Annotated in this window: 24 protein-coding genes; 11 read left to right on the top strand and 13 right to left on the bottom strand. The window is 64.8% G+C overall.

Annotated elements, in window-relative coordinates; all coding sequences use genetic code 11:
• The first annotated feature begins 167 nt into the window (after nt 1-167).
• A complete protein-coding gene (locus FJ941_RS16360) occupies nt 168-2,756 on the top strand; it encodes an AAA family ATPase (protein WP_140507218.1) in 2,589 nt (862 codons plus the stop codon).
• A 45-nt stretch (nt 2,757-2,801) separates the two neighbouring features.
• Here the strand turns inward: FJ941_RS16360 and FJ941_RS16355 are convergent, their stop codons facing one another.
• Both FJ941_RS16355 and FJ941_RS16350 read right to left on the bottom strand, forming a co-directional pair.
• Nucleotides 2,802-3,806 (bottom strand): cytochrome d ubiquinol oxidase subunit II, encoded by a 1,005-nt coding sequence (locus FJ941_RS16355; protein WP_140507110.1) that lies wholly within the window; start codon nt 3,804-3,806, stop codon nt 2,802-2,804.
• Between the two features lie 4 nt (nt 3,807-3,810).
• Nucleotides 3,811-5,172 (bottom strand): cytochrome ubiquinol oxidase subunit I, encoded by a 1,362-nt coding sequence (locus FJ941_RS16350; RefSeq protein ID WP_140507108.1) that lies wholly within the window; start codon nt 5,170-5,172, stop codon nt 3,811-3,813.
• A gap of 321 nt (nt 5,173-5,493) precedes the next feature.
• Between FJ941_RS16350 and FJ941_RS16345 the strand changes: the two genes are divergently transcribed.
• Nucleotides 5,494-6,420 (top strand): ABC transporter ATP-binding protein, encoded by a 927-nt coding sequence (locus tag FJ941_RS16345; protein ID WP_140507106.1) that lies wholly within the window; start codon nt 5,494-5,496, stop codon nt 6,418-6,420.
• A gap of 14 nt (nt 6,421-6,434) precedes the next feature.
• Nucleotides 6,435-7,196, top strand: a complete 762-nt coding sequence (locus FJ941_RS16340; RefSeq protein WP_140507217.1) for an ABC transporter permease — start codon at nt 6,435-6,437, stop codon at nt 7,194-7,196.
• A 54-nt stretch (nt 7,197-7,250) separates the two neighbouring features.
• On the opposite strand, the gene FJ941_RS16335 is transcribed toward FJ941_RS16340, so the two are convergent.
• Nucleotides 7,251-8,288: a phosphatidylglycerol lysyltransferase domain-containing protein gene (locus FJ941_RS16335; RefSeq protein WP_140507104.1), complete on the bottom strand. Its 1,038-nt coding sequence runs from the start codon at nt 8,286-8,288 to the stop codon at nt 7,251-7,253.
• Nucleotides 8,289-8,443: 155 nt separating this feature from the next.
• Nucleotides 8,444-8,635 carry a hypothetical protein gene (locus FJ941_RS29210; protein WP_140507102.1) on the bottom strand — a complete coding sequence of 64 codons (192 nt, stop codon included), beginning with the start codon at nt 8,633-8,635 and terminating at the stop codon, nt 8,444-8,446.
• Nucleotides 8,636-8,730: 95 nt separating this feature from the next.
• Between FJ941_RS29210 and FJ941_RS16325 the strand changes: the two genes are divergently transcribed.
• Nucleotides 8,731-9,915 carry an NAD(P)/FAD-dependent oxidoreductase gene (locus tag FJ941_RS16325; protein WP_140507100.1) on the top strand — a complete coding sequence of 395 codons (1,185 nt, stop codon included), beginning with the start codon at nt 8,731-8,733 and terminating at the stop codon, nt 9,913-9,915.
• On the opposite strand, the gene FJ941_RS16320 is transcribed toward FJ941_RS16325, so the two are convergent.
• Nucleotides 9,907-10,131, bottom strand: coding sequence for a hypothetical protein (locus FJ941_RS16320; protein WP_140507098.1), 225 nt, complete (start codon nt 10,129-10,131; stop codon nt 9,907-9,909). The genes FJ941_RS16325 and FJ941_RS16320 overlap by 9 nt on opposite strands.
• A gap of 132 nt (nt 10,132-10,263) precedes the next feature.
• A complete protein-coding gene (locus FJ941_RS16315) occupies nt 10,264-12,267 on the bottom strand; it encodes a PhoX family phosphatase (protein ID WP_140507096.1) in 2,004 nt (667 codons plus the stop codon).
• A gap of 278 nt (nt 12,268-12,545) precedes the next feature.
• On the opposite strand from FJ941_RS16315, the gene FJ941_RS28990 reads away from it, so the two are divergent.
• The gene (locus FJ941_RS28990) at nt 12,546-13,037 is read left to right on the top strand and encodes a hypothetical protein (RefSeq protein ID WP_181169825.1); all 492 of its coding nucleotides are present in this window, start codon (nt 12,546-12,548) and stop codon (nt 13,035-13,037) included.
• A gap of 366 nt (nt 13,038-13,403) precedes the next feature.
• On the opposite strand, the gene FJ941_RS16305 is transcribed toward FJ941_RS28990, so the two are convergent.
• On the bottom strand, nt 13,404-14,066 hold the full coding sequence (locus tag FJ941_RS16305; protein ID WP_140507092.1) for a response regulator transcription factor: 663 nt from the start codon (nt 14,064-14,066) through the stop codon (nt 13,404-13,406).
• Nucleotides 14,063-15,454: a sensor histidine kinase gene (locus FJ941_RS16300; RefSeq protein WP_140507090.1), complete on the bottom strand. Its 1,392-nt coding sequence runs from the start codon at nt 15,452-15,454 to the stop codon at nt 14,063-14,065. Before FJ941_RS16300 ends, FJ941_RS16305 begins: the two co-directional genes overlap by 4 nt.
• A gap of 168 nt (nt 15,455-15,622) precedes the next feature.
• On the opposite strand from FJ941_RS16300, the gene FJ941_RS16295 reads away from it, so the two are divergent.
• The 4 genes from FJ941_RS16295 to FJ941_RS16280 all read left to right on the top strand — a co-directional run bounded on the left by FJ941_RS16295 (nt 15,623) and on the right by FJ941_RS16280 (nt 19,047).
• On the top strand, nt 15,623-15,964 hold the full coding sequence (locus tag FJ941_RS16295; RefSeq protein WP_027146446.1) for a hypothetical protein: 342 nt from the start codon (nt 15,623-15,625) through the stop codon (nt 15,962-15,964).
• A gap of 8 nt (nt 15,965-15,972) precedes the next feature.
• The gene (locus tag FJ941_RS16290) at nt 15,973-16,674 is read left to right on the top strand and encodes a phosphatase PAP2 family protein (protein WP_140507088.1); all 702 of its coding nucleotides are present in this window, start codon (nt 15,973-15,975) and stop codon (nt 16,672-16,674) included.
• Nucleotides 16,675-16,957: 283 nt separating this feature from the next.
• The gene (locus FJ941_RS16285; RefSeq protein WP_140507086.1) at nt 16,958-17,221 is read left to right on the top strand and encodes a helix-turn-helix transcriptional regulator; all 264 of its coding nucleotides are present in this window, start codon (nt 16,958-16,960) and stop codon (nt 17,219-17,221) included.
• Between the two features lie 83 nt (nt 17,222-17,304).
• On the top strand, nt 17,305-19,047 hold the full coding sequence (locus FJ941_RS16280) for a SulP family inorganic anion transporter (protein WP_140507084.1): 1,743 nt from the start codon (nt 17,305-17,307) through the stop codon (nt 19,045-19,047).
• Here the strand turns inward: FJ941_RS16280 and FJ941_RS16275 are convergent.
• The 3 genes from FJ941_RS16275 to FJ941_RS16265 form a co-directional block, all read right to left on the bottom strand.
• Nucleotides 19,037-19,663 (bottom strand): DNA-3-methyladenine glycosylase, encoded by a 627-nt coding sequence (locus tag FJ941_RS16275; protein WP_140507082.1) that lies wholly within the window; start codon nt 19,661-19,663, stop codon nt 19,037-19,039. The genes FJ941_RS16280 and FJ941_RS16275 overlap by 11 nt on opposite strands.
• A complete protein-coding gene (locus tag FJ941_RS16270; protein WP_140507080.1) occupies nt 19,642-20,022 on the bottom strand; it encodes a nuclear transport factor 2 family protein in 381 nt (126 codons plus the stop codon). Before FJ941_RS16270 ends, FJ941_RS16275 begins: the two co-directional genes overlap by 22 nt.
• A gap of 98 nt (nt 20,023-20,120) precedes the next feature.
• Nucleotides 20,121-20,975, bottom strand: a complete 855-nt coding sequence (locus FJ941_RS16265) for an ATP/GTP-binding protein (protein ID WP_140507078.1) — start codon at nt 20,973-20,975, stop codon at nt 20,121-20,123.
• Between the two features lie 113 nt (nt 20,976-21,088).
• Between FJ941_RS16265 and FJ941_RS16260 the strand changes: the two genes are divergently transcribed.
• Nucleotides 21,089-21,892 (top strand): helix-turn-helix transcriptional regulator, encoded by an 804-nt coding sequence (locus tag FJ941_RS16260; RefSeq protein ID WP_140507076.1) that lies wholly within the window; start codon nt 21,089-21,091, stop codon nt 21,890-21,892.
• A 30-nt stretch (nt 21,893-21,922) separates the two neighbouring features.
• Here the strand turns inward: FJ941_RS16260 and FJ941_RS16255 are convergent, their stop codons facing one another.
• Both FJ941_RS16255 and FJ941_RS16250 read right to left on the bottom strand, forming a co-directional pair.
• Nucleotides 21,923-22,867 (bottom strand): CHAD domain-containing protein, encoded by a 945-nt coding sequence (locus tag FJ941_RS16255; RefSeq protein WP_140507074.1) that lies wholly within the window; start codon nt 22,865-22,867, stop codon nt 21,923-21,925.
• Complete coding sequence (locus tag FJ941_RS16250) at nt 22,864-23,337, bottom strand: CYTH domain-containing protein (RefSeq protein ID WP_140507072.1); 474 nt, start codon at nt 23,335-23,337, stop codon at nt 22,864-22,866. The genes FJ941_RS16255 and FJ941_RS16250 overlap by 4 nt, the downstream gene beginning before the upstream one ends.
• 90 nt (nt 23,338-23,427) lie before the next feature.
• Here FJ941_RS16250 and FJ941_RS16245 point away from each other — a divergent pair, with 90 nt between their 5' ends.
• Nucleotides 23,428-24,111: a CerR family C-terminal domain-containing protein gene (locus tag FJ941_RS16245; RefSeq protein ID WP_140507215.1), complete on the top strand. Its 684-nt coding sequence runs from the start codon at nt 23,428-23,430 to the stop codon at nt 24,109-24,111.
• Nucleotides 24,112-24,115 lie beyond the last annotated feature (4 nt).

Here is a 24,115-nt window from a genome sequence, read left to right as displayed (position 1 = left end):
ACGCCCGTCAACGGCGCGCATCGGAACCTTTCCCTATGTTTGGCGGGACGATTCCCCATGTTAACGGCGTTTAGTCCAGGAGCCACACAGCAGATACCGAGCCCGGCTACCCTGGCGGCCGGGCTGGGCTGCGGCGGCCGCAGCCAGGATCACATGAGCCAATGACGATGCTTCTGGAACGGCAGGAACAGCTGGCGCAATTGGACGGCTTGCTGGCGCAGGCAGGTCGCGGCCGCGGTCACGTGGCGGCGTTGTCGGGCGAAGCGGGCGCCGGCAAGTCGGCCCTTGTCGAAGCCTTCATCGGCGAAACCGGTGCGCGGGCCCAGATCTTCCGCAGCGCCTGCGAAGACCTGTCGATTCCCGATCCGCTCGGGCCGCTCTACGACCTTGCACGCGAGGCGCAATGGGCAATGCCGCAGGCGGTCGACGCGCGGCGGGGAGAGCGGCTGCCGCTGTTTTCCGATGCACTGGATGTCTTCGAGGCGAGAACGGGCGCGACCCTTCTGGTGATCGAGGACCTGCACTGGGCCGATGACGCGACGCTCGACTTCGTCCGCTTTCTCGGCCGCCGCATCGCCAACACCCACATCCTGCTGCTGCTGACGGCGCGCACGGACCGCAGCGAGGGCCAGATGCGCGTGCGCCGCGCGCTGGGTGAAATCCCGGCCGCAAGCGTCGCACGCATCGACGTGCCGCTTTTGAGCGAAGCGGCGGTGCTGTCGCTCGCCGGTGCCGCCGGCCGAGACGGCGATGCCATCTACCGGGCGACCGCCGGCAACGCCTTTTTCGTCACCGAACTGTTGAGCTGCGAATGCGAAACGGCGCTGCCGGCCAGCGTGCGCGACGCGGTGCTCGCGCGCGCCGAACGTCTGTCGGCCGGTGCCCGTTCGATGCTTGACGCCGTCTCGGTATTTCCCCGGCGCGCCGACGCCTGGGCCCTGGCGGGCCTGTGCGGCGTGGCCAGCGCCGGCCAGCTGGCGGAATGCGTATCCAACGGTTTGCTGGACGATCTGGGCGACGCCTATGCGTTTCGCCACGAGATCGCCCGCCACGCCATCGAGACCATGCTGACGACCAGCCACCGGCGGGCGTTCAACCAGCGCGCTCTGTCGGCGCTGCTCGAAAGGGGCGACGTCGCCACCGCGCGGCTGGTCCATCACGCGGTGGAGGCACACAATCTTGAGACGGTGCGCGCACTGGCGCCGGTCGCCGCACGCGAGGCCTCCCGGGTTGGCGCTCATCGCGACGCCGCCGGCTATTACGAGGTCGCCTTGCGCCAGGCCGACACCTTGCCCGCGCAAGAGCGCGCCGGGCTTTACGAGCAGTATGCCTTCGAGTGCCATTTGATCGCGCGCATCGACGAGGCCATCAAGGCGCAGGAGCAGGCGCGCGCACTGCGGCAGGCGCTCGGCGATAGTCTGAAGGAAGGCGACAGCCTCAGATGGCTGTCCCGCTTCGCCTATCTCCTGGGCGACCGACAGGCCGCCGACCGGTTCGGCGCCCAGGCGGTCGCGTTGCTGGAGGCCGTTGGGCCCAGTGCCGAACTTGCCATGGCCTATTCCAACCTTTCGCAGCTGGCGATGCTGGCCGAAAGACTGCACGAGGCATTGTCGCTGGGCTCCAGGGCGATAGAGCTCGCCGAACGGTTGAACCGGCCGGATGTCGTCTGCCACGCGCTCAACAATGTCGGCGCCGCCGAGCAGTGGCTGGATCTGGCCAGCAGCCGGCGGCATCTTGCCCGCAGCCTCGAAATCGCGCTGCAGGAGAATTTTCAGGAGCACGCGGCACGCGCCTTCACCAATTGCGCTTGTGGCGGCATGAACCAGCTCGACTACCGCGAGGCTCAATCCTTCCTCGATCGCGGCATCGACTATTGCGTCGAGAACGATCTGGCGACATGGCGCGACTACATGCACGGCGTGCGCGCACAGTTGCGGCTGCGTCAGGGATGCTGGGATGAGGCGGCTTCCGAGGCGCTGGACGTGATCGGCAACGATCAGGCCACGGCCCTGGTGCGCTATCCCGCCTTGGTTGCGCTGGCCAAACTTCGCCTTCGGCGCGGCGACCCGTCGGCCGAGCCGCTTCTGGCGGAGATGAAGCGGTTTCTGGAAAAGGGGACCGAGCTGCAGCGGCTGCTGCCCTACGCGGCGGTGGTTGCCGAACAAGCCTGGCTCGGGCAGGCGGACAAGGAGGAGGCGCTGCGGTTCATCGGGCTTGCCGAAGGTCTGTCACCGACGCGGGCGGTCTTTGCCGAACTGGCCGTCTGGCGGCAGATGCTGGCGCCGGATGTCGATCCCGGAGACACGGCCAGCATGGCCTTGCCGTACAAGATGCTGCTCACCGGTGACTGGCGTGGCGCGGCCTCGGCCTGGGCCGAGCTCGACGCACCTTACGAACGGGCATTGGCGCTTGCCCAGGGCGACGAGGCCGCGCAGCGGATAGCACTGGAGACATTCGAGGCGCTCGGTGCCCGGCCGGTCGCCCAGCACGTGCGCGACATCATGCGCCGAAGCGGCGTCATTCACATCGCCCGTGGCCCGCGCCGCTCCACGCGCGCCAACCGCGCTGGCCTGACAGAGCGCCAGATGGAAGTGCTGCAGCTGATCGAGCGCGGCTTGTCCAACAAGCGCATCGCCGAGCATCTCGCCATTTCGCCCAAAACGGTCGACCACCATGTCTCGGCGGTGCTGGGCAAGCTCGAGGCCGTGTCGCGCGGTGAGGCCACCGCCGCCGCGCGAGACAGCGGGCTGATCTGAGCCGGCAGTTTGATCCGCCGCCCGTCCTACTCGTAGGTCAGAGCCTCAATCATACGTCAAATCCGTCGCCTTGCCGCCGAACACGCGGTAGGCGTAGAACGAATAGAAGATGATCACCGGCAGCACCACCACGGTGCCGGCCAGGATGATGGCCAGGCTTTCGGTCGCCGACGCCGCCTGCCAGATGGTCAGGCGATCGGGCACCACATAGGGATAGAACGACCAGGCAAGGCCGGCAAAGCCGAGCGCGAAGATGGCGGCGAGCGTCAGGAACGGCGTCAGCGAATGGCGGTCGTCGGGCCGCGGCAGGTGGAAGGTCTGCCGCCACAGCCAGAGGAACAGCAGCGCCGACAGGATCGGCAGCGGCGACAGATAGAGCATCCGCGGCCAATCGAACCATTTGGCGAAGATGCGCGGGCTGGCGAAGGGTGTCGCCAGCGACACGGCGGCCATGCCGAGCGCGGTCAGCACCAGCGCCGTGCGCAGCCAGAGCACCGCCTTCTTCTGCAACTCGCCCTCGGTCTTGTAGATCACCCAGGCAGCGCCCATCGCGGCATAAGCCGCGGCAAGACAGAACGCCACCAGCACGCCGAACGCCATGCCGCCCGGCCCGACATCGAGGCCGAGCACATAGACGCCCAGCATGTAGCCCTGCGCCAGCGAGGCGGTGAGCGAGCCCAGGAAGAAGATGCGGTTCCAGCGGTGCTTGCGGCCGGCCGGCACCTTGGCGCGGAAATCGAAGGCGACGCCGCGCAGGATCAGTCCGACCAGCAGCACGAAGACCGGAATGTAGAGCGCGGTGAGGATGACGCCATGCGCCAGCGGAAAGGCGACCAGCAGCAGGCCGACGGCCAGCACCAGCCAGGTCTCGTTGGCGTCCCAGAACGGGCCGATCGCGGCGATCATCGTGTCCTGCTCGGTGTCCTCGGCGGCGGCGAACAGCATGCCGATGCCGAGATCGAAGCCGTCGAGGATGACATAGATCAGAATGGCGAGGCCCATCAGGCCGGCGAAGATGAGGGGGAGCAGGGTTGGCCAGTCGTAGCTCATCTTTTCACTCCCCCGCCGCCGGTTGCGACATGGCCGTCTTCATCACACCCGGCAGCGGCGAGGTGTCGCCATCCTTGGCCGCCTTCAGCGCCAGGTGCACCAGCACGCCGAGATAGGCGATCAGCAAAAGCACGTAGAGGAGAAGGTAGACGGCGAGCGTCAGCGCGACATGGCCGCCTGCCACCGGACCGACGGCGTCGGCGGTCTTCAGCACGCCGGTCACCAGCCAGGGCTGGCGGCCGATCTCGGTCGTGTACCAGCCGGCCAGTGTCGCCAGCCAGCCCGACAGCGCCATCGGCACCATCAGCAGCGCGAGCGGCTTGGGCAGCGAATGCCGGCGCTTGAGGAAGAAGGCGGCCGACCACGAGACGGCGAGCATAAAAAGCCCGGTGCCGACCATGATGCGGAAACTCCAGAAGAGCGGAAAGACCGGCGGGTGGTTGCCCGGAAAATCGTTCAGCCCCGGCACGACACCGTCGATGCTGTGCCGCAGGATAAGACTGGCCCCATCTGGAATCGCGACCTCGAACTTGTTTTCCCTGGCCGCCTCGTCGGGCAGCGCGAACAGCACCAGCGGCACGTTGGGGCCGGTGTTCCAGTTGGCCTCCATGGCGGCGATCTTCTGCGGCTGGTGCTCCAGCGTGTTCAGCCCATGTTGGTCGCCGGCCAGGATCTGGATCGGGATCAGGATGGCGGCGGTGAAGACGCCGGTGCGCAGCGCCTTCCACATCGATTCCGAACGGTCGCCCTTGAGGTAGCGCAGCGCCGACAGGCCAGCGATCAGGAACGACACCGTCAGCCCCGAGGCGAGCAGCATGTGCACCAGACGGTAGGGCATGGACGGGTTGAAGACGATGGCCCACCAGTCGACGGCGTGCGCGACGCCGTCGCGCATTTCGAAACCCGCCGGGGTCTGCATCCAGGAATTGAGCGCGATGATCCAGAAGGCCGATAGGGTGGTGCCGCCGGCGACCAGCACCGTCGCCAGCGTGTGGACGCGGTTGGAAACGCGGCGGAAGCCGAACAGCATAATGCCGAGGAAGGCCGCTTCAAGGAAGAAGGCGGTGAGTATCTCGTAGGCGAGCAGCGGTCCCGCGATGTTGCCGACATGCTGCATATAGCCCGGCCAGTTGGTGCCGAACTGGAAGCTCATGGTGACGCCCGAAACCACGCCCATGGCAAAGGACAGCGCGAATACCTTCACCCAGGTGAAATAGGCGCGCATCCAGGCGGAATCATTGGTCGCGTTGTAGCGAAGCTTGAAGAACAGCAGCACCCAGCCAAGGGCAATGGTGATCGTCGGAAACAGGATATGGAACGAGATATTCGCGCCGAACTGCATGCGCGAGAGAATAAGCGGGTCCATGGCGGGCTCCGGCTGCTATTATTTATTTTGCCGCAATTCCCTAGGGAAAGCGTATGCGCCTTTCCCGGGAAAACCGCTTCACACTTTTCCTGGAATTGCTCCAATACTGGCGAAGGATAAGCCCGAAGCTGGGTCAGGTCAAAGCGGCGTCCCGCCGCGAGGCTGAACGCCACAGGACAATTTGACCGAATAGAAGCCACCCATTTCCAACCGGCCCCCGGCTTCAATGTCGAGAACTGGCAGCAGGGCATTGACTTGCAGTTGCACTGGGCGACAACAGGCCTATATCAAGTCACCTCTTTCAAGCAGCCGTTTTCAGCCATGCCCTCCATTCTTTCCATTTCCGGGGTCTCCAAGACCTACGCCACCGGCTTCACCGCGCTCAAGGAAGTCAGCCTCGACATAGCGCGCGGCGAGATCTTCGCGCTGCTCGGTCCCAACGGCGCCGGCAAGACGACGCTGATCTCGATCGTCTGCGGCATCGTCAACCGCTCGTCGGGCACCGTCACCGTCGACGGCCACGACATCAACAAGGACTATCGCGCCGCGCGCAGCCTGATCGGGCTGGTGCCGCAGGAACTCACCATCGACGCCTTCGAGAGCGTCTGGGCAACCGTCAATTACAGCCGCGGCCTGTTCGGCAGGCCGACCAATCCGGCCTTTGTCGAGAAGGTGCTGCGCGATCTGTCGCTGTGGGACAAGAAGGACGCCAAGGCGATCACGCTTTCGGGCGGCATGAAGCGGCGGCTGATGATCGCCAAGGCGCTGTCGCACGAGCCGCGCGTCCTGTTTCTTGACGAGCCGACCGCCGGCGTCGACGTCGAACTGCGCCAGGACATGTGGGCGATGGTGCGCCGGCTGCGCGAGGATGGCGTCACCATTATCCTCACCACGCACTATATCGAGGAAGCCGAGGCCATGGCCGACCGCGTCGGCGTCATCAACCGCGGCGAGATCATCCTGGTCGAGGACAAGGCCGAACTGATGCTCAAGCTCGGCCGCAAGGAGATGAGGCTGGAGCTGCGCGCGCCACTCGGCAGCGTGCCCGAGGGCCTCTCGAACTACGCGCTCGAACTGTCGCCGGACGGCAACCAGCTCACCTATACCTATGACAACCAGAGCGACCGGCCGGGCGTCGCCTCGCTGATCCGCGATCTCGAGGCGGCCGGTATTCAATTCCGCGATCTCGACACCAAGAACAGTTCGCTCGAAGAGATCTTCGTCAACCTCCTGAGGCAAGAGCCATGAACCCGCGCGCGGCCATGAATCTACGTGCGGTGTGGGCAATCTATCGGGTCGAGATGGCGCGTGCGTTCCGCACCGTGCTGCAGAGCATCATCTCGCCGGTCATCTCGACATCGCTTTATTTCGTCGTCTTCGGCTCGGCCATCGGCTCGCGCATCACCGAGATCGATGGCATCAGCTACGGCGCCTTCATCGTGCCGGGACTGATCATGCTGTCGCTCTTGACGCAGTCGATCTCCAACGCCTCCTTCGCCATCTATTTCCCGAAATTCGTCGGCTCGATCTACGAGCTTCTGTCGGCGCCGGTCTCCTATCTGGAGATCGTCATCGCCTATGTCGGCGGCGCGGCCACCAAGTCGATCATCCTCGGCCTGATCATCCTGGCCACGGCCTCGCTGTTCGTGCCGCTGCACATCGAACATCCGTTCTGGATGCTCGCCTTCCTGATCCTGACGGCGGTGACCTTCAGCCTGTTCGGCTTCATCATCGGCATCTGGGCGAAAAGCTTCGAGCAGCTGCAGTTGGTGCCGCTGCTGATCGTCACCCCGCTGACCTTCCTCGGCGGCAGCTTCTATTCGATCCACATGCTGCCCGGCATCTGGAAGACGATCACGCTGTTCAACCCGGTGGTCTACCTGATCAGCGGTTTCCGCTGGAGTTTCTACGGCAAGGCCGACGTCTCGGTCGGCATCAGCCTCGGCATGACGCTGGTGTTCCTGGCCGTCTGCATCGCGATCGTCGCCTGGATCTTCCAGACCGGCTACCGGCTGCGGAACTGATCGGCTGGGACTTGGTTCCTCTCCCCGCTCCGCGGGGCGAGGAAAGGGCAGATCTCAAATCGCCTTGACCAGCCGCAGCAATCCCAGCATCTCGATGTAGGTCCCCTCGCGAAAGGCGATGTAGACCGGCTCCTCGACGCCGTGGAAGCGGCGCTTGAATGCCGCCTGGCCCTGCAGGTTGAACCTGCGGCGGTTGACCCAGGGCGAATCGTAGGCGCGCTGGAAGGTGTTGCGCCAGAAGTCGCTTTCGGCAAATCCGCTGGGACCCACATCGACGAGCGGCGACAGGCCGAGTGTCACCACCGAAATCCCTTCCTCGCGAAACCGGTCGACGGCGAATTTGGTCAGGCCGATCTCGGCATGCGGCGAGGCATCGATATGCTTGCGCTTGAAGGCGGTGGTGTAGCCGATCACCTTGCCGCCAGCGAACATCGGATCGAAGTCGAGCAGGGCGACCAGGTCGCCATCGGGACCGTGCAGCACGAAACGGCGCATGTCGCTGCCGAGCTGATTGTAAAACGGACGGTTGAGGAAACCCATCTCCCATCGCTTGACGATGCGGTCGCCGCGCCAATTCTGGGAGAGCCGGGAGATCTCGTCGAGGTTGATCGTGCGTTTGTCCTCCTCGAACGAAAAGCCTTTCTTCAGCAGCCAGCGCTCGGAATAGCGCACCGTCTCGTTTCGCTTGCCGGAGAAATCATGGTCGGGCAGCGGCAGGCGGGTATCGATGCCCAGCCGGTTGACCTTGTAGCCGAGGCCGGCAAGGACCTGGGCGGTCTGTTCGCCGATCTGCACGAACCATGGGCCGCCGGCACTCTCGACGAAGCGTCTGATATAATCGGGCCGCTGCGCCGGCGCCGCCACCGGATCGCCGAGCGCGAAATGATGCTTCATCTTGGTGCCGAAGGCGATGTAGCCGTCGGCGTCGCCAAAATAGGAAAGTTTGTGCTGCACGGCGGTGGAATAGGCGAGCGAGAAGTCGCCATGGCGGCGAACCAGCGCCAGCCGCTCGACATGCGCCAGCGCCTGGCGCTCGACCTTGGGCGAGGCCCGCTCGAGGATGTTGTCGAAATAGATCCGCAAGGAGGGCATGGTCGAGATTCCGCGTGCCGTTTGTGGCGCGACGTGCCGGTCGACACGCAAGACGCGCCACGGCGTCTTGATTTCTCGCGGGTAGCCGAAATCGATTGCCGGTTTCGAATGCCCACGTCTGTGACGAGATCCCCAGCCCCCGGACCTCGAATCAATCACTTTGCCGCGACCTGATTATCGCCGATGCCGCCGATATGCCATATAGGGCTGGATGTATTCGGACAGAAGCGGGTAATCCGCTCCTGTCGTTGTTTTGGCCGCGGTACCGCGACCGGCAGTTTCCACCGGGCGGTGGAATGCTCCGGAGCGAGATCGCGCCTCGGCGCGGGGCCTTCGAAGATCGGCATCGAGTTGCCGTTCGGGACCTGCACGCGATCAAACTGTTACAACGGCCTGCGAGCCTTTCGGGGTTGCCGCAAGGGCGAACGGGATTCGAGAGTGAATGGCTGATACGACACCCGGGACGATGATGGAGCAGATAGTAGCGATCGAGCCGGCGATCGTCATTGGCGCCGGCGTCGCCGGGCTGGCTGTCGCGCGGGCTTTGATGAAGGCCGGCGTGGCGACGGCGGTCCTCGAGAAGGAAAGCCGGCTCGCCGAGCCCTGGCGCCGGCGCCACGAGCAGCTGCACCTCAACACCCACCGCGATCTCTCGGCGCTGCCCGGCCTTGCCTATCCCAAGGGGACCCCCGCCTTTCCGCACCGGGATGTCGTCATCCGCCATATGAACGATTTCCATGAGGCGAACCGTTTGCCGGTCGAGTTTGGCGTTTCCGCCGAGGCCATCATGTTCGCGGGCGACCACTGGATCGTGCGCACCAGCGCCGGCTCGCGCCTGGCGCGTCACGTCGTTGTCGCCACCGGCCGCGACAGGGAGCCCTACACGCCGCAATGGAAGGGCATGCGGGCGTTCGCGGGCCGCATCATCCATTCGGCGGATTTTGGCGACGCCCGGGCCTATGCAGGCAAGAAGGTCCTGGTCGTCGGCGCCGGCAATTCGGGCTTCGACGCCCTCAATCACCTGGCGGGCGTCGACACCGCCGCTGTCTGGCTGTCGGCTCGCAACGGTCCCGCCCTTTTGCCCAAGCGCGTCGGCAAGATCGCCGTACACCGCCTCTCGCCGCTCATGGCTCGCTTGCCGCTGCGCGTCGCCGATGCGGTTATGGCGGTGACGCAGCGCCTGGTTTTCGGCGATCTCACAAAATTCGGCATGCCGCCGGCACCCGCCGGCGGCGCCAGCCGCCTGACTTCGGACTATACCGCGATCGCCGCGGACGACGGCGCCGTCGATGCCATCAAATCGGGCAGGATCGTGGTCGTGCCGGCGATACGGGAGTTCACCCGCGATGGCGTCATCCTGGCCAATGGCAGCATGGTTGCTCCCGACATCGTCATAGCCGCGACGGGCTACCGTACCGGGCTGGAGCGCATGGTGGGCGATCTCGGCGTGCTCAACGAAAAGGGCGTTCCGCTCTTCAACGGCGGCCAGGCCGACCCGAAATGGCCCGGCCTGTGGTTCACCGGCATGCGGCCGAGCATCCGCGGCTGCTTCGCCAATGCCGCCATATTGGCCAGGGCGATAGCTGGGCGGATCGCCGGTCCCGGTCAACCGGGCACCTCACGCTGATTTCGGCTCCAGCCGCCGGAAACCGACAGCCTCGGTCAGCATCTCCTCGTCGACCATGCCGGCATTGTAGAGGGCGAGCAAGGTGAGAGCCAATTCACGCGCCTTGGCGGATTCGGGATGCGCTTCGCGTCGGCGGCAGGCCTCATCGAAGACACGTTGCAAGGTGGCCACTTCGTCAGGTTTGAGCAGGCCACGGTCGTAGATCGACTTGGGCATGGCGATGATCTCCTGGTCGCGATCTAGGGCGCCACGTGTAAATTGCCAATCTTTCCCGAGGCTTGAAGACAGTGCCACACAAAAAGAGGGGCTTCGGATGCCCGGAGCCTCTCTCGTTTGTCTCGCCCGACGTCAGATGGCGATCTTGCCGCCGCCCTGTTTGGTGATCGCCACGACCGCCGGCCGCACCGGCATGTCCGGCTTGAAATCGGGCCAGCGGGTCGACGGGTCCTCGTAGTAGGAGGGCCGGCCGAACGCATCCCAGTCCTCGCCGCCGTCACCCGGATGCTGGACGGCGACGAAAGCGGTCTGGTCGTCCGGCGCGAACAGCGGGCCGCACATTTCGGCGCCGATCGGCACCCGGAAGAACAGTTTCGAGGTCGCCCGCGCCGATCCTTCCGTGTCCACCGCCCACAGGCCGTCGGTGCGGCCGGTGGCCTTCGGGCCCTGGCCGTCGGTGGCGACCCACAGGCGCCCGGCCGAATCGATCGCGCAATTGTCGGGCATGCCGAACCAGCCATGGGCCGTCGTCGCGGTGGAGAAGGTGGCGCCGACATCGGCCACCGCCGGATCGCCGCATTTCAGCAGCACTTCCCACTTGCCCTTCGTGGCGGCGAAATCGCCGCCGTCCTCGACGATCTCGATGATGTGGCCGAAGGCATTCCCGGCGCGCGGGTTGGCGGCGTCGACCTGATCGGCCTTGCGCTTGGAATTGTTGGTCAGCATGACATAGACCTTGCCGTTGCCGGCATTGGGCTGGATGTCTTCCGGCCGGTCCATCTTGGTGGCGCCAAGCAGGTCGGCGGCGCGGCGCGTCTCGATCAGCACGTCGGCCTGGCCGGCAAAACCGTTTTCCGCCGTCAGCGGACCCTGCCCGAACACGATCGGCATCCATTCGACCGAGCCGTCCTCGGCGAATTTGGCGACATGCAGCGTGCCGTCGTCGAGCAGGTCCTTGTTGGCCGCGCGGTCGCCGGCGTTGAACATGCCCTTGGTGACGAACTTGTAGACATAGTCGAAGCGCTCGTCGTCGCCGAGATAGAAGACGACGCGGCCGTCCTTGGCGACGATCGATTCTGCACCCTCATGCTTGAAACGGCCCATGGCAGTACGCTTGCGCGGTACCGAATTCGGGTCGTTGACATCGACCTCGACGATCCAGCCGAAGCGGTTGGGCTCGTTCGGCTCCTTGGCGAGGTTGAAGCGGTCATAATGCGCGCCCCATTCATAGGCGCCTTCCGGTATGCCGAGGCGCTTGTAGTTGGCGGCTTCCTTGTGGCCCTCCGGCAGCTCGCCGGAGAAATAGCCGTGGATGTTCTCCTCGGCCATAACATAGGTGCCCCAGGGCGTGACGCCGCCGGCGCAGTTGTTGATCGTGCCGAAGACTTTCGTTCCGGACGGATCGGCATTGGTCTTGACGCGGTCATGGCCGGCGACCGGGCCGGACAGCGCCATCTCGGTGTTGGAGGTGATGCGGCGGTTGAGCTTGCCGTCACGCACCACCTGCCATTTGCCGCCGTCCTTGCGGATCTCGACGATGGTGCCGCCATGGGCGGCCATCTCGACATCGACCTGCTCCTTCGAGAGCGGCGCCACCTCGGCCGACTTCTTGCCGTCCTTCTCGACGATCTTGACGATGCCCGGGAACATCAGATGCGGGTTGGTGTATTCGTGGTTCACGACCAGCAGGCCGTGTTCCGCCGAGCCGTCGATCGCGACATAGCCGACATAGTCGTTGTTATAGCCGAACTGCCTGGCCTGGGCTTGCGCCGACTGCCTGGTCGGGTCGAATTCCGGCGAATCGGCAAACAGCGGATCGCCCCAGCGCAACAACACGTCGGCGTCGTAGCCCGGCGCGACATGGTGCTTGTCGTCGGTACCGGCCTCCAGCTCGTCGAATGTGAAGGCGGAGCCTTCCGCGGCGCGAGCATCGTCGGCGGCGATCATCGCCAGCGGGCTGACGGTGGCGGCGATCGCCGAGACGGCAAGCGAACCCTTGAGGAAGCCACGGCGCGAGAACCGCGCGGCGATAATCTCGCCCATCGTGCGGTTTTCGCTGGGATTGTTGGCTGGGCCTTCGTTTTCCTCGAGCAGGCTGGTGCGGAATCGGGCATCAGTGGAGCGATGTTCGGTCATGGGAGCCTCTGGCTGGATTTGGCTGGATTTTGTTGCCTGTTCGACCGCCTTACAGTCGACCGATCACATTTTCGTGACATCGTATGCGTGCTGCCGCTCCCTCACGATACCGGTTTTCACGCCGGGGCCTTGGGACTTTAGTCCAATCTTGCGCCTGCAAAGGTCCTGGGGGACAAACGCAACGGTCGGAGGCTGCTTTCGGTCACCACGTCTTTCGGCGATGTTGGTTGCACTGCAACGTTGGGGTGAGCGCGCCGGCTCAATCGACGGAGATCAGTATGCACGGATCGATTACGGCCCGTTGTTGTCGCCTGGCTCTGAGATCGGCGGCGCTTCTGGCGCTGACCGTCGCTCCCTATGGAATTGCCTTCCATGGATTCGTGCCTGGAATCGATGCCGCGACCGCACATGCCAAGGGTGGCGGAGACGGTGGCAATGGTGGCGGCAACGGCGGTAATGGCGGCAATGGTGGCAACGGTGGTGGCAGCGGGAATAGTGGGAATAGCGGGAACAGTAACGGGAATAGCGGCAGCGGGAACAACGGAAATGGCAAGGGCCAGCGCGACAAGAGCAGCGACAAGGGCAGCCATGTCAACGCCACCACCGGCGACGAGGTCGACGTGGACGGCAACAAGATTACAGTTCAGCACCCCGACGGTATGACGGAAAACATCGAGAACGGCCGTTTCAGGATGAAGGATGCGCTCGGCCGCACCATCATCGACCGCCCGGCCACACCGGCCGATGTCAGCCGTCTCAAGGCGCTGTGAATTTCGGCCCTGTGAATTCGGCCTTATGAATTTCGGCCTTGTGAAGCTGGTCAACAGGCAACGACCAGTTTCACACGTCACCTCCGCCGCCCCCCGGCGGAGGTGACCTCCTTTGCGCGGCGTTCCAAATGCTCCGAGGGCGTATTCCAGGAAAAAACGGTTTTCCCGCGAAAAGCGCGCAGCGCTTTCTCCTGGCGGAATTACGTATTTCGACAAAGGTGGCATATACCACTAAATCGATCAATCGGCTTGCCGGCAAACCGAGAGGCCATGCCTGCGATGCCTCGGCTAGGTCGAAGCAACAATTTGAGATAGAAGGAACAGGATTATGAGTGGACAGACAAAACAAGCAGACGCTGAACCGCTCTATGAGCGGTCCGCCTCGCGGTCGCGAAACTCGCGCATCATGAGGGCTGCTTCCGTGCGGTTTCGCACGCTGAGTTTCGACAGCACCCCCGTCATGTGGTGCTTCACGGTCTTCTCCTGCAGTTCCAGGCGCAAGGCAACTTCCTTGTTGCTCAGTCCCTCCGCCACCAGCCGCAGGATTTCGGTCTGCCGGCCGGTGAGTTGCCGCAGCCGGTCCGCCACGCCGTTGGCAGGCTGCAGGGACTGCACATCGGAAAGCAGCCGGGCCGACAACATCGGTGAAAGATAGCTTTCGCCAGCCGCCACGTTGCGCAGGATATCGGCAAGCGAGCGCGACCCAACGCCTTTGAGGACATAGCCGCGCACGCCAGCATTCAGGGCCTTGGTGACATCGCCATTGGCCTCTGAAACGGTCAATAGGACGATCTTCTGGGCGGGATGGTCGGCAAGGATGCTTGCAACCGCGGCCAGGCCGCCGCCCGGCATCGAAATATCGAGCAGCAATATGTCGGGCTGCATGGTCGAGACGATGCGTTCCGCGTCCTGCGCGGTCGCACCTTCTCCGGCTATCTCGAAGCCTCCGATCTCCGACAGGCTGCGGGTCACGCCTTCGCGGAACAGCGGATGGTCGTCGACAATGGCGATGCGAATGGCGTCCATTATGCTTGCTCCTCGACTGAAAGACGGATCACCAGCTTTGTGCCTTTCGGCCCGGTCAGGGTTTCGAACTGTCCGCCGATGCTTTCAACGCGCTCCCTGAGGCCGGCCAGCCCCAACCCCTCGGCCCGCGCCGGATCGAAGCCCGGCCCGCCATCCGACACCTCAACGAAAAGCCTGCCGTTTTTCATTCCTGCATGCACCGCCTGATCCTTGCCCCGCCCGTGGCGGTAGGCATTGTTCAGCCCCTCCTGCACGAAGCGATAGATGCTGATCTTCTCAGAAGCGCCGGGTTCGGGCAAATGTCCGGGCAGGGTGAGCCTCACCGACGTGCCCGTCCGGTGCTCATGTTCCTCGACGGCCAGCCGCAACACGTCCGCGGCCGCCGCCGTTTCTATCTGCGGCAGCACCAGGCCGGTGCAGATGCCGCGTATTTCGCGCATCGCGTCCTCCAGCGTCTTGCGGATCATGGCGACCTCGGTCGAGCGGCCTTCGCTGCTATGGCCGTCGCCGGTGAACACCGGACTGTCCATGCGCAGCGCCGCCAGGGCCACGAGCTGGGCCGGGCCGTCATGCAGGTCGGCGCCGATCCGGCGCAGGTATCTTTCGTTGAGTGCGGTGGCGCGGCGGGACGCCCGCTGCACGCGTTGCCGCAAGGCGCTGTTCTGCGTCACCAGTCCTTGCAGCTCCGATACCTGGCGGCGCAGCGCCCCGCGCTGGTCGTCGATGGTGCGGCTGGCGCGCAGGACGATGCTCGACAGAAGCAGGAATGCCGTCAAGGTGGTGCCGGCCACCACCAGCCAGCTCGACAGCAGGGCGGAAGCCAGGGTGGCTTTGAAATCGCTGGCGATCTCGTAGAATTCGGTGACGGCGACCACGTCGCCGGACCAGGGTTCGCGCACGGGATTGTAGATCTCGAGCAACGGCACGCCCGCGGCCCGCTCCTTCTCTTCGTTCTCGTCGAACGTATCGAACTGGGCAACGACACTGCCCTGGAAGGCGGAACGCAGATTTTTGTTCAGGTCGAAGCGGCGGCCGATCAAATCCGCGTCCTTCGCGTAGAGCACCGTGCCGTCGCGACGCCAGAGCCTGAACGATGCCAGGCGTTTGCCGAGAGCGCCCTGGCCGAGCGTCTCGTCGAGCGCCTGTTTGACGGATGCGCTAAGCTCCTCGCTCTTGCGCAGGTCGGGCAGTAGCGGCGCAATCACGCTGTCGACATAAAGGGCCGTCGTGGCAGCCGAATTGCGAGTGATGCCGTCCCGGATCTGCGTCGTCACCCAGGTCCCTACGACCAGCATGACGACCAGAAGCCCAAAGCCGCCGGCAACGACGAATTGCAGGGCAAGGGAAAGCTCGCTCCAGCGCCGCGCCAAGTTCTGAAGAATACGAATCATGGTCCCCTGACCGCCCTTCTATCGACATGCCGGGCGATTCCAGCACATTGAGCTTCAGTCTCGCCGTTGCCAAGACCTTCGTTGGAGACGACGTCGCTTGACGTCCCGACGCGCTTCGGAAACATGGTCCGCGACATCAGGCGAAAGCCGCTTCGAGGGGGACGGACGTTGAGTTTTTCGGGACTGCTGCAGCTTGGCCTTTCGACGGTGATCTTCCTGTTGGCGGCGACCGCCGCCAAGCAATGGGGCCTGGCACCGAGCCTGGGCAAGATCCTGCTGACGCTCGCGCTCTATTCGCTGGGCAATCTGATCATGCTGCGGCTGATCCGCGAGTTCGGCATGTCGGTGTCTTTCAGCCTCTCGGCGGTGATCCAGCTGGTCTCGGTCAACGTCGTGGCGCTGGTGTTCTTCGGCGAGCGCGTCAACGCGCTGCAGGCCGCCGGCATCGCGCTGGCGATCGCCGCCGTGGCGCTGATCACCCTTGGACCCTATCTGCAAGGGCGGTTGTAACGGTGCCGATGAAGAACGCTGCGAAAGCTATGCTCAACCGGGTCGAATTCCCGGTGCTGCTGGCCGGCCTGGTCATCGCCGGTGGGCTGTGGGCGTTCGAGGAATTGATGGAGGTGGCACGGGCCACCACGCCGCACGCCTTCGATACCGAAATCCTGCTTGCCTTCCGCCAGCCGGGCCAGCCCGGCGTTCCCATCGGCTCGCCATGGCTGGAAGGGGCGATGCGCGACATCACCAGCCTTGGCAGTACCAGCGTGCTGGTGCTGATCACCACGGCGACGATCATCTATCTGCTGTTGATCCGCCGCCCGGCGACGGCGCTTCTCATCTTCGTTGCGGTAGCGGGCGGTCAAGTGCTGTCGAGCCTGCTGAAAGTCGGCGTCGACCGGCCACGCCCGGAACTGGTTTCGCATCTGGTCAACGAGACCTCGCTTTCCTTCCCGAGCGGCCATGCCATGCTGTCGGCGGTGACCTATCTCACGCTCGGTTCGCTCGCGGCGCGCTTCCTGCCGGGCCGGACGACCAAGGTCTATATCTTGTTCCTGGCGGTTCTGACGACGGTGCTGGTCGGCGTCAGCCGTATCTATCTCGGCGTCCACTGGCCGTCGGACGTGCTGGCGGGCTGGTGCGCCGGCTTCGCCTGGGCGATGCTATGCTGGTTGGTGGCGAGGCTTCTGCAACGGCGCCAGGCGGTGAGCGACGACGCCTGACCTCGCTGTCAGATCAATCTGTTGATGAGGTGCCCACCACAGCCCGCCAGCGCCAAAAACATCGACAGCAAGCACGCCGATGTCATCAAAGTCTTGAAAATGGTCAACCGCGTCTACCCCTCCCGGATGCACGCCACCCTAGCTTGAAATTCTCGCGCAGTATCGAAGAAAATGGGCAATCAGGCGACAACGATTATGTCTAACACATTTACAATGATGCTTGAAACATCACAATGATGGTATTACACATTATCTCCGCAGACTCAGACATGGGTTCCGGCCGATGATCACTGCCGCGCAAATGCGTGCCGCAAGGGCGTTGGCCGGCATCGACCAGAAGACGCTCGCCGAGCGCGCCGGCGTCTCGCTTCCGACCATCCAGCGCATGGAAGCGAGCGACGGCGTGGTCAGGGGCGTGGTCGATACGCTGATGAAGGTCATCCAGGCTCTCGATGGTGCCGGGGTGGAACTGATCGGCGAGAACCAGCCCAGCGAGCGCGGCGGCAGGGGCGTGCGTCTCAAGCCCGTCGTGCCGCCGGATCCCTAGGCTGAGCCGGCATAAGTCGCGACGGCGACCGCCGACAGTCCTGCCGACGATCCCGCCGCCTTTGCAGGTGCGGAAGGCAGCCCATGGATCAAGCGCGTCAGGCAGTGCATCAACCGGCCCATCAGCCGGTGAAGCCGACATTTTCCGAATTGTTCACGCCGAAGCTGGCGACAGTCTGGCGGGAGGGCTACCACCTGCCGCAATTCAAGGCCGACTTCATGTCCGGCCTGACCGTCGCCATCGTCGCGCTGCCGCTGTCGATGGCAATCGCGATCGCGTCGGGCGTGACGCCGGAACGCGGCCTCTACACCTCCATCGTCGGCGGCTTCATCATCTCGGCCTTGGGCGGCAGCCGCTTCCAGATCGGCGGCCCGGCCGGCGCCTTCATCGTGCTGGTGGCGGCAACGGTCGCGCGGGTCGGCGTCGATGGCCTGCTGCTGGCGACGATGATGGCGGGCTTCTTCCTGCTTGCGATCGGGTACCTCCGCCTCGGCACCTACATCAAATTCATTCCCTATCCGGTGACCGTCGGCTTCACCGCCGGCATTGCCGTCATCATCTTCTCCGGCCAGATCGTCGAACTGTTCGGGCTGACCCTGCCGGGCAGGGAACCCGGACCGTTCGTGCCCAAGTTGATCGCGCTTGGCGAAGCGGCCGGCACGATCAACCCCGCCGCGACCTTGGTGGCGGTGCTGACCATCGCAACCATCGTTTTCCTGAAGCGCTGGCGGCCGAAATGGCCTTCCATGCTGATCGCCATCGGGCTAGCCTCGCTCGTCGTGGCGCTGTTTGCGCTGCCGGCCGAGACGATCGGCACGCGCTACGGCGGCATCCCGCGCAGCCTGCAATGGCCTGGCCTGCCACCGGTCAGCTTCGGCAGGATGCTCGACGTCTTGCCGGACGCGATCGCCTTCGCGCTGCTCGGCGCCATCGAATCGCTGCTGTCGGCCGTTGTCGCCGACGGCATGACTGGCCGGCGGCACCGCTCGAATTGCGAGCTGGTGGCGCAAGGCTTCGCCAACATCGCGTCCGCCCTGTTCGGCGGCATCTGCGCCACCGGCACCATCGCCCGCACTGCCACCAACGTGCGGGCCGGCGCGCACGGCCCGGTTTCGGGCATCGTCCATTCGGCCATCCTGCTGGTGCTGATGCTGGTGGCGGCGCCGTTAGCCAGCTACATCCCGCTCTCGGCCCTTGCCGGCGTGCTGGCGGTGGTCTGCTGGAACATGTTCGAGAAACAGGCCTTCGCCACGCTGCTCAGGGCGTCGCGCGGCGATGCGCTGGTGCTGCTGGCGACCTTCCTGATCGTCGTCTTCCGCGATTTGACCGAAGGCATCGTCGTCGGCTTCGCGCTCGGCTCGATCCTGTTCATCGACCGCATGGCGAAGTCCGTCGCCGTCGAGGCGGATCTGGCGCAGGACGATGTCGCCGACAGCGTCGACGGCGCCCGTGCCTATGATTCCAGCGAGGCCGCCGACGCCGACACCGTCGTCTACCGGATCTCGGGCGCCTTCTTCTTCGGCGCCGCGTCCACCGTCGGCAGCGTGCTCGACCGCATCGCCGACCAGCGCCGCAACTTCATCCTCGACTGTTCGGCCGTGCCGCTTTTTGATTCGACGGCGGCCAATGTCATCGAAAGCGCGGCTCGCAAGGCGAGGCGCGCCGGCGTGCGCTTCATCATTTCGGGCGCCTCGCCGCGGATACGGCGCATGCTGATCAACCACGGCGTCAAGCGGCCGCTGGTGACCTATGCCGCTTCGATCCGCGACGCTCGGGCGCAGCTGGCGGGAAAACAAGAGGTGGAGCAGCCGTCCCTCACCGGTTGAGCGATGCCGGGCCGCTGACGAACGGGCTTCCCACGAGATAAAATCGCAGCAGGCGCTCCGAGTCCTTCGAAATGCCGATCCTGATGCTCTGCCCGATCGCGCCGGTTTCAGTGCCATCCCGAGCGAGCCATAGCGGGCCTTCCCGGCAAAGGTCGAGCCCGTCGAGCGATCGATCGATCCGCAATGCCGCGGCCAGCCGTCCCGGCCCGCGCGCCAGGTCGCGCAGGCGCTCGACGCCACGGTTCAGCCGCATGATCGCGATGCCTTCCAGCGGCTCCAGCGCCCGGATCAGCACGCCGGTCCCGGTGCCTTGCGTGTCGCCCGAAACGTTCAGCATGAACGAGATGCCATAGGCGAGATAGACATAGGCGTGCCCGCGCTCGAGAAACAGCGACCGGTTGCGCGGCGTCATTCCCCGAAAGCCATGCCCGGCGGCATCGCCGACGACATAGGCCTCGGTCTCGACGATGCGGCCGCTGACCCTGCCTTCAGGCAAGTCACGCACCACCAGCTTGCCGATGAGATAGCGGGCGAGGGCGGCCGTATCGTCGGGCAGTTCTTCTCGCGCGAGGGGCGGATGATCGTCGCTGTGGCTCACGATATCCGCTCGACCCATTGCGCGCGCGAAGGTCCGGGTTCGAACGGATCGCCGAAATACTGGGTCTCGCGGGCCACCTTGCCGTCGAGGAACTCCATGATGCTGACGGTATAGGATGGCCGGCCGTCATAGGTCAGGACATATTCGGTGACCCAGAGGTCACCGGTGCCGGTGATGCGGCGCACGGTGAAGCGCTTGCGGTTCGGCTGCGCGGCGCGCGATGACTTGATCTTGCGCCGCCCATTTATGCGCTCGCCCGATTGCGGATAGTCGAGCACCGCATCCTCCCGGTAGATCTGGTGCTCCATCTCGAAGTCGCTGGCGTCGGAGGCGGCCCAGTGGCGATCCAGGGCCGCTCTGATCTCCCGGTCGTCCATGGCAAACCTCCTTGACCATCGCCGTGTGAACCGTCCTACCACGGTCCATCCACGGCTGTCAGCGAAGGTCGCGCGGATCGGCGTCGGGACGCCGGCTCTCAGTCGAGCTTCAGCGCCGCCACTTCGCCCTCGTTCATCAGCGGCACATAGAGGATCGACTTGCCGTCGGTACCGATGTCGGCGCTGCCGGGCTTGAACCGCGCCACCGCTTCCGGCGTGCCGCCGGTCCTGTATCGGTAGAGCGTGCCGGCCATGTAGGCGGTGGCATAGATGGTGTCGCCAATGGCGACGACGCCGTCGAGATCGGCGAACCTTTGGGCGCCCGCCAACGGCGTCACCGCCTTGCTGGCGAGGTCGACCGCCAGCAGCCCGCCCGGCTCGGCGGTGCTGAAGTCGGCCTTGATGCCCTTACCCCATGAGGCGACGATCAGCCTGGTGCCATCGGCGAAGACGCCGTTGGGCGAAGCGAGCAACGCATCCTTCACGAACAGCTCCGGCCTGTCGCCATCGATGCGATAGATCGTGTCGGCCAGCATGTCGGTGACATAGACCTTGCCGGACTGGTCCGATGTCATGTCGTTCAGGAAGACCGCCTTCGGCACGGCGATGCTTGCGATGAGCTTGCCGCTGGCGAGGTCGACGACACGGACCTTGGTGATGTCGGCGACATAGAGCTTGCCGCCCGATATCGCCATGCCCTTGGGCGCGTCCATACCGTCGGTCCAGTGTTGCGTTACGACCTTGCCGTCGAGGGACAGCACGCTGAGATAACCATTGCCGTCGGCGTCGCCCGGATTGCCGACGATGTTGGAAACGATGATGCGGTTATTGGCGGCGTCGAACAGCGCCGATTCCGGCTGCTCGAGGCCCCTTGCGCGCCAGAGCTCGCCGGCCTGGGCGGGAGCCGCGATGCCGATGGCGGCGATGAAGGCTGAGGTGATGAGGCGTTTCATGTCCGGTCTCCTGTGATGATGGCGTAGACCTATGGTTTTCGATACTTTTCCGGAAGAGCGATTGGCCCTAGTATCGAATATCGATACGAAACTGCCGGAATGAGGTGCATGCTATGAACGGCCCGATCTTCGAGGCGCTGAAACGGACACTGAAGGCGAAGGGGGTCACCTATCGCGAGCTTGGCGAGCGGATGGGCGTTTCCGAGCCGACGGTGAAGCGCATCTTCCACGAGAAGAACTGCAAGCTCGACCGGCTGGTGGAGATCTGCGCCGCCGCCGGCGTCGAGCTGGAAAACGTGCTCGGCTCGATGAACCGGGGGCCGGGGCCGGTCAACCACATCGCGCCGGAGATCGAGCGCAGGCTCGCCGGCCGGCCGGCGCTGCTCTTCGTCTTCGTCATGCTGTCGGAAAAGTTCACGCCGCAAGGCGTCATGCGCTCGCAGGGACTGAGCGAGGCCTCGATGTTCCTCTATCTGCGCGACCTCGAGGAACTCGGCCTGATCGCGCTCGGTCGTGGCCTGTCGGCGAAATTGCTGGTCGAAACGCCCATCCAGTGGAATTTCGAGGGGCCGCTCAGGCCGCTGTTCGAGATGACCAACAAGAATTTCATCGGCTGGGCGATCACCCATCTCGAGCGGGAGGCGACCTTCGTGAGCTTCTCCAGGCGGATGCGGCCGGAGACGGCGGAGATGGTGCGGCGCGAGGCGGAGGAGCTTGCCGACCGCGCGAAACTGCTGGCCCATCACGACCAGCACACCACGCCCGAGAACGGACTGGTAGGCTACAAATGGACGTTTGCCTTTGGCGCGACGCCGTTCGAGGCGATCATGCCGATTGGCCCACACCCGCGCGACGCCGGCGCGCGGATGAAGGATCAGGCGTCCGAGGCAAAAAGGCGACCGCCGCTACCCGCTTAGCGCAATGGCGATCGGCGAAGTCTTCCGCCGTCAACCGGCCGCGGCGGCCAGATCGTCGGCGGGCGAGGCGCCGGCGAGATCGTCGCGGGCCTTGCGGGCAAGCCTCTTCGTCGAGCGCTTCGGGCTGTCGCCGAACAGTTCGGCCGCGTCGGCAAGGCACGCCTTCCTCAGGCTCTTTTCCGAGCGCTTGAGCAGCTTGCCGATAAGTTTCGTGTCCTCGGGCGGCCCAAGCGGCTCGCTGTCCGCCTCGAGCAGCGCGCGCATGACGAACACGTCATGCAGTTCGCCGAGCTGCTCGCCCAGTTCATCGACAGCCTTGCGCCGCGCCTTGATCGGGGTCGGCCACAGCCTGCCCAGCAGCGACAGGTGCATGCCATGCGTCTTGGCCGCCTTGCGCAGGTCGTGGAAATCGTCGGCCTTGCCGTGGGCGCCGGCCCTGTCGAGCGCCTTCCTGGCACGGCGCAAGGTGACGCGGGCGCCCTCGGCGAGCACGTCTGCGGCCTGTTCCGGCTGGTCGGGCAAGGCAAGGGCTTCGATGCGCTTCATGCCGTCTTCGCACGCGGCGGTCGCCGCGCCGATCGCCGCCTGCAGCCCGGCGCCTTCGTGCAAATCATGCTGGCGCGCGATCAGCCTGTCGCGCACGGCATCGAGCCCGCCATCGGCGCTCTCCTTCGCGAAACGCGCCGCCAGCCGGTCGATGGTCTCGATCAGCGCCGTCGCCTCACGCGGGCCGGCTAGCAGCGCCGCCACGTTGCGGTAGCACTGATTCTCGATCGCGCAGAATGTTTCGTCTCCGGGACGAACGAGGCGCAGCAAGGCACGCGCGCTCTTCAGCCGCTTGCGGCACTTGTGCAGGCCCTGTTCCGGCCGGGCGCGTGCCGCATCCAGATGCAACAGGGCCTTGCCGATCTCCTCGGCAAGGATGCGTCTGACCTCGCCGGTCAGCGGCATGCGCGGGTCTATGCGAAAGCTCATGCGGCGATCTCCGGTATCCCCCCGAGGGCGAGCGACGCGTTGTAGAACTTCTGATCGCCGGTGACTTCATGGCCGAGCCAGTCCGGCAGCATTTCATCCGGAACGTCTTGCGGAGTCTCGAGTTCGGCCACCACAAGTCCCGCCAGTGCACCGCCAAAGACATCGACTTCATAGAGATAGCCGCGATGCCTAACATGGTGACGTGTCTTCTCGATGACACGTCCGATGGCGAAGTCCAGCATCTCCACCGCCTCCGCGAGCGGGATCGGATATTCGAATTCGTCGCGCTCGCGCGCGCTGCTGCCGAATTTGAGCGTCAGCTTGGCCGAGGCTCCGTCGCTGATGCGGATGCGGACGGTTCGTCCGGGTGCCATGGCGAGATAGAACTGGAGAATGCGGATATCCGCTTCCACCAGATCCCGCCATGCTGTGCTGGAGACCAGGAACTTACGCTCGACTTCCTTGCCCATGGCCGCGCACTAAAGCGTTTGCCGCGCGCGATGGCAAGACGGAGCGCGCGGAAGTTGACTTTAATCAATCGATTGATTAAAGTCTTCGACATGATCAAATCGCCAGATGCCAAGACGCCCCGCCGTGAGACATCCCCTGCAGAGCTGACGCGCGCCGCGCTCGTCCGGGCGGCGCTGAAACTGTTCGGGCGGCAAGGCTTCGACGGCACCTCGACGCGCGAGATCGCGGCCGAGGCGGGGGCCAATATCGGCTCGATCGCCTATCATTTCGGCGGCAAGGAAGGTCTTCGCGCAGCTGCCGCCGACTTTATCGTCGAGACCATTCAGGCCGTCGCCGGTGAGGCGCTCAATGAACAGGCCGCGACGGCTGGCGATCCGGAGGCGGCGCGCGCGCAGCTCTTCGCGGCCCTGGAACGGATGGTCGGCTTTGTCGTTGCCAGTCCGCAGGCCGGAGAGATCGTGCAGTTCGTGCTGCGCGAGCTGTCGTATCCGACGGCGGCGCTCGACCGCATCTATGAAGGCGTCTTCGATCCGGCGCATCGTCGTTTGTGTCTGCTCTGGGAGCAGGCCACCGGCGAGCCGGCCGAGAGCGAACGCACCCGGCTCACCGTGTTCACGTTGATCGGCCAGGTCATCTATTTCCGCATCGGCCGCGAGGCGGTGATGCGCCGCATGGGCTGGCACGAAATCGGTGCCGCCGAGGCCGCCAAGGTGGTGGCGGTCACCACGGACAACCTCGGCGCCATACTGGCCGCCCGAAAGAGGCAGGGATGAAGGG

This window comes from Mesorhizobium sp. B2-3-13 (genome assembly GCF_006442195.1).
Taxonomy (GTDB): Bacteria; Pseudomonadota; Alphaproteobacteria; order Rhizobiales; family Rhizobiaceae; genus Mesorhizobium; species Mesorhizobium salmacidum.
This window is presented reverse-complemented; position numbering and strand designations above follow the sequence as displayed.

Bases quoted from the DNA above. Each gene is read 5' to 3' on its own strand.
- FJ941_RS16360 (WP_140507218.1), top strand. From the start codon at position 168: ATGCTTCTGGAACGGCAGGAACAGCTGGCGCAATTGGACGGCTTGCTG.
- FJ941_RS16355 (WP_140507110.1), bottom strand. From the start codon at position 3,806: ATGAGCTACGACTGGCCAACCCTGCTCCCCCTCATCTTCGCCGGCCTG.
- FJ941_RS16350 (WP_140507108.1), bottom strand. From the start codon at position 5,172: ATGGACCCGCTTATTCTCTCGCGCATGCAGTTCGGCGCGAATATCTCG.
- FJ941_RS16345 (WP_140507106.1), top strand. From the start codon at position 5,494: ATGCCCTCCATTCTTTCCATTTCCGGGGTCTCCAAGACCTACGCCACC.
- FJ941_RS16340 (WP_140507217.1), top strand. From the start codon at position 6,435: ATGAATCTACGTGCGGTGTGGGCAATCTATCGGGTCGAGATGGCGCGT.
- FJ941_RS16335 (WP_140507104.1), bottom strand. From the start codon at position 8,288: ATGCCCTCCTTGCGGATCTATTTCGACAACATCCTCGAGCGGGCCTCG.
- FJ941_RS29210 (WP_140507102.1), bottom strand. From the start codon at position 8,635: ATGCCGATCTTCGAAGGCCCCGCGCCGAGGCGCGATCTCGCTCCGGAG.
- FJ941_RS16325 (WP_140507100.1), top strand. From the start codon at position 8,731: ATGGCTGATACGACACCCGGGACGATGATGGAGCAGATAGTAGCGATC.
- FJ941_RS16320 (WP_140507098.1), bottom strand. From the start codon at position 10,131: ATGCCCAAGTCGATCTACGACCGTGGCCTGCTCAAACCTGACGAAGTG.
- FJ941_RS16315 (WP_140507096.1), bottom strand. From the start codon at position 12,267: ATGACCGAACATCGCTCCACTGATGCCCGATTCCGCACCAGCCTGCTC.
- FJ941_RS28990 (WP_181169825.1), top strand. From the start codon at position 12,546: ATGCACGGATCGATTACGGCCCGTTGTTGTCGCCTGGCTCTGAGATCG.
- FJ941_RS16300 (WP_140507090.1), bottom strand. From the start codon at position 15,454: ATGATTCGTATTCTTCAGAACTTGGCGCGGCGCTGGAGCGAGCTTTCC.
- FJ941_RS16290 (WP_140507088.1), top strand. From the start codon at position 15,973: ATGAAGAACGCTGCGAAAGCTATGCTCAACCGGGTCGAATTCCCGGTG.
- FJ941_RS16285 (WP_140507086.1), top strand. From the start codon at position 16,958: ATGATCACTGCCGCGCAAATGCGTGCCGCAAGGGCGTTGGCCGGCATC.
- FJ941_RS16280 (WP_140507084.1), top strand. From the start codon at position 17,305: ATGGATCAAGCGCGTCAGGCAGTGCATCAACCGGCCCATCAGCCGGTG.
- FJ941_RS16275 (WP_140507082.1), bottom strand. From the start codon at position 19,663: ATGGGTCGAGCGGATATCGTGAGCCACAGCGACGATCATCCGCCCCTC.
- FJ941_RS16270 (WP_140507080.1), bottom strand. From the start codon at position 20,022: ATGGACGACCGGGAGATCAGAGCGGCCCTGGATCGCCACTGGGCCGCC.
- FJ941_RS16265 (WP_140507078.1), bottom strand. From the start codon at position 20,975: ATGAAACGCCTCATCACCTCAGCCTTCATCGCCGCCATCGGCATCGCG.
- FJ941_RS16260 (WP_140507076.1), top strand. From the start codon at position 21,089: ATGAACGGCCCGATCTTCGAGGCGCTGAAACGGACACTGAAGGCGAAG.
- FJ941_RS16255 (WP_140507074.1), bottom strand. From the start codon at position 22,867: ATGAGCTTTCGCATAGACCCGCGCATGCCGCTGACCGGCGAGGTCAGA.
- FJ941_RS16250 (WP_140507072.1), bottom strand. From the start codon at position 23,337: ATGGGCAAGGAAGTCGAGCGTAAGTTCCTGGTCTCCAGCACAGCATGG.
- FJ941_RS16245 (WP_140507215.1), top strand. From the start codon at position 23,428: ATGATCAAATCGCCAGATGCCAAGACGCCCCGCCGTGAGACATCCCCT.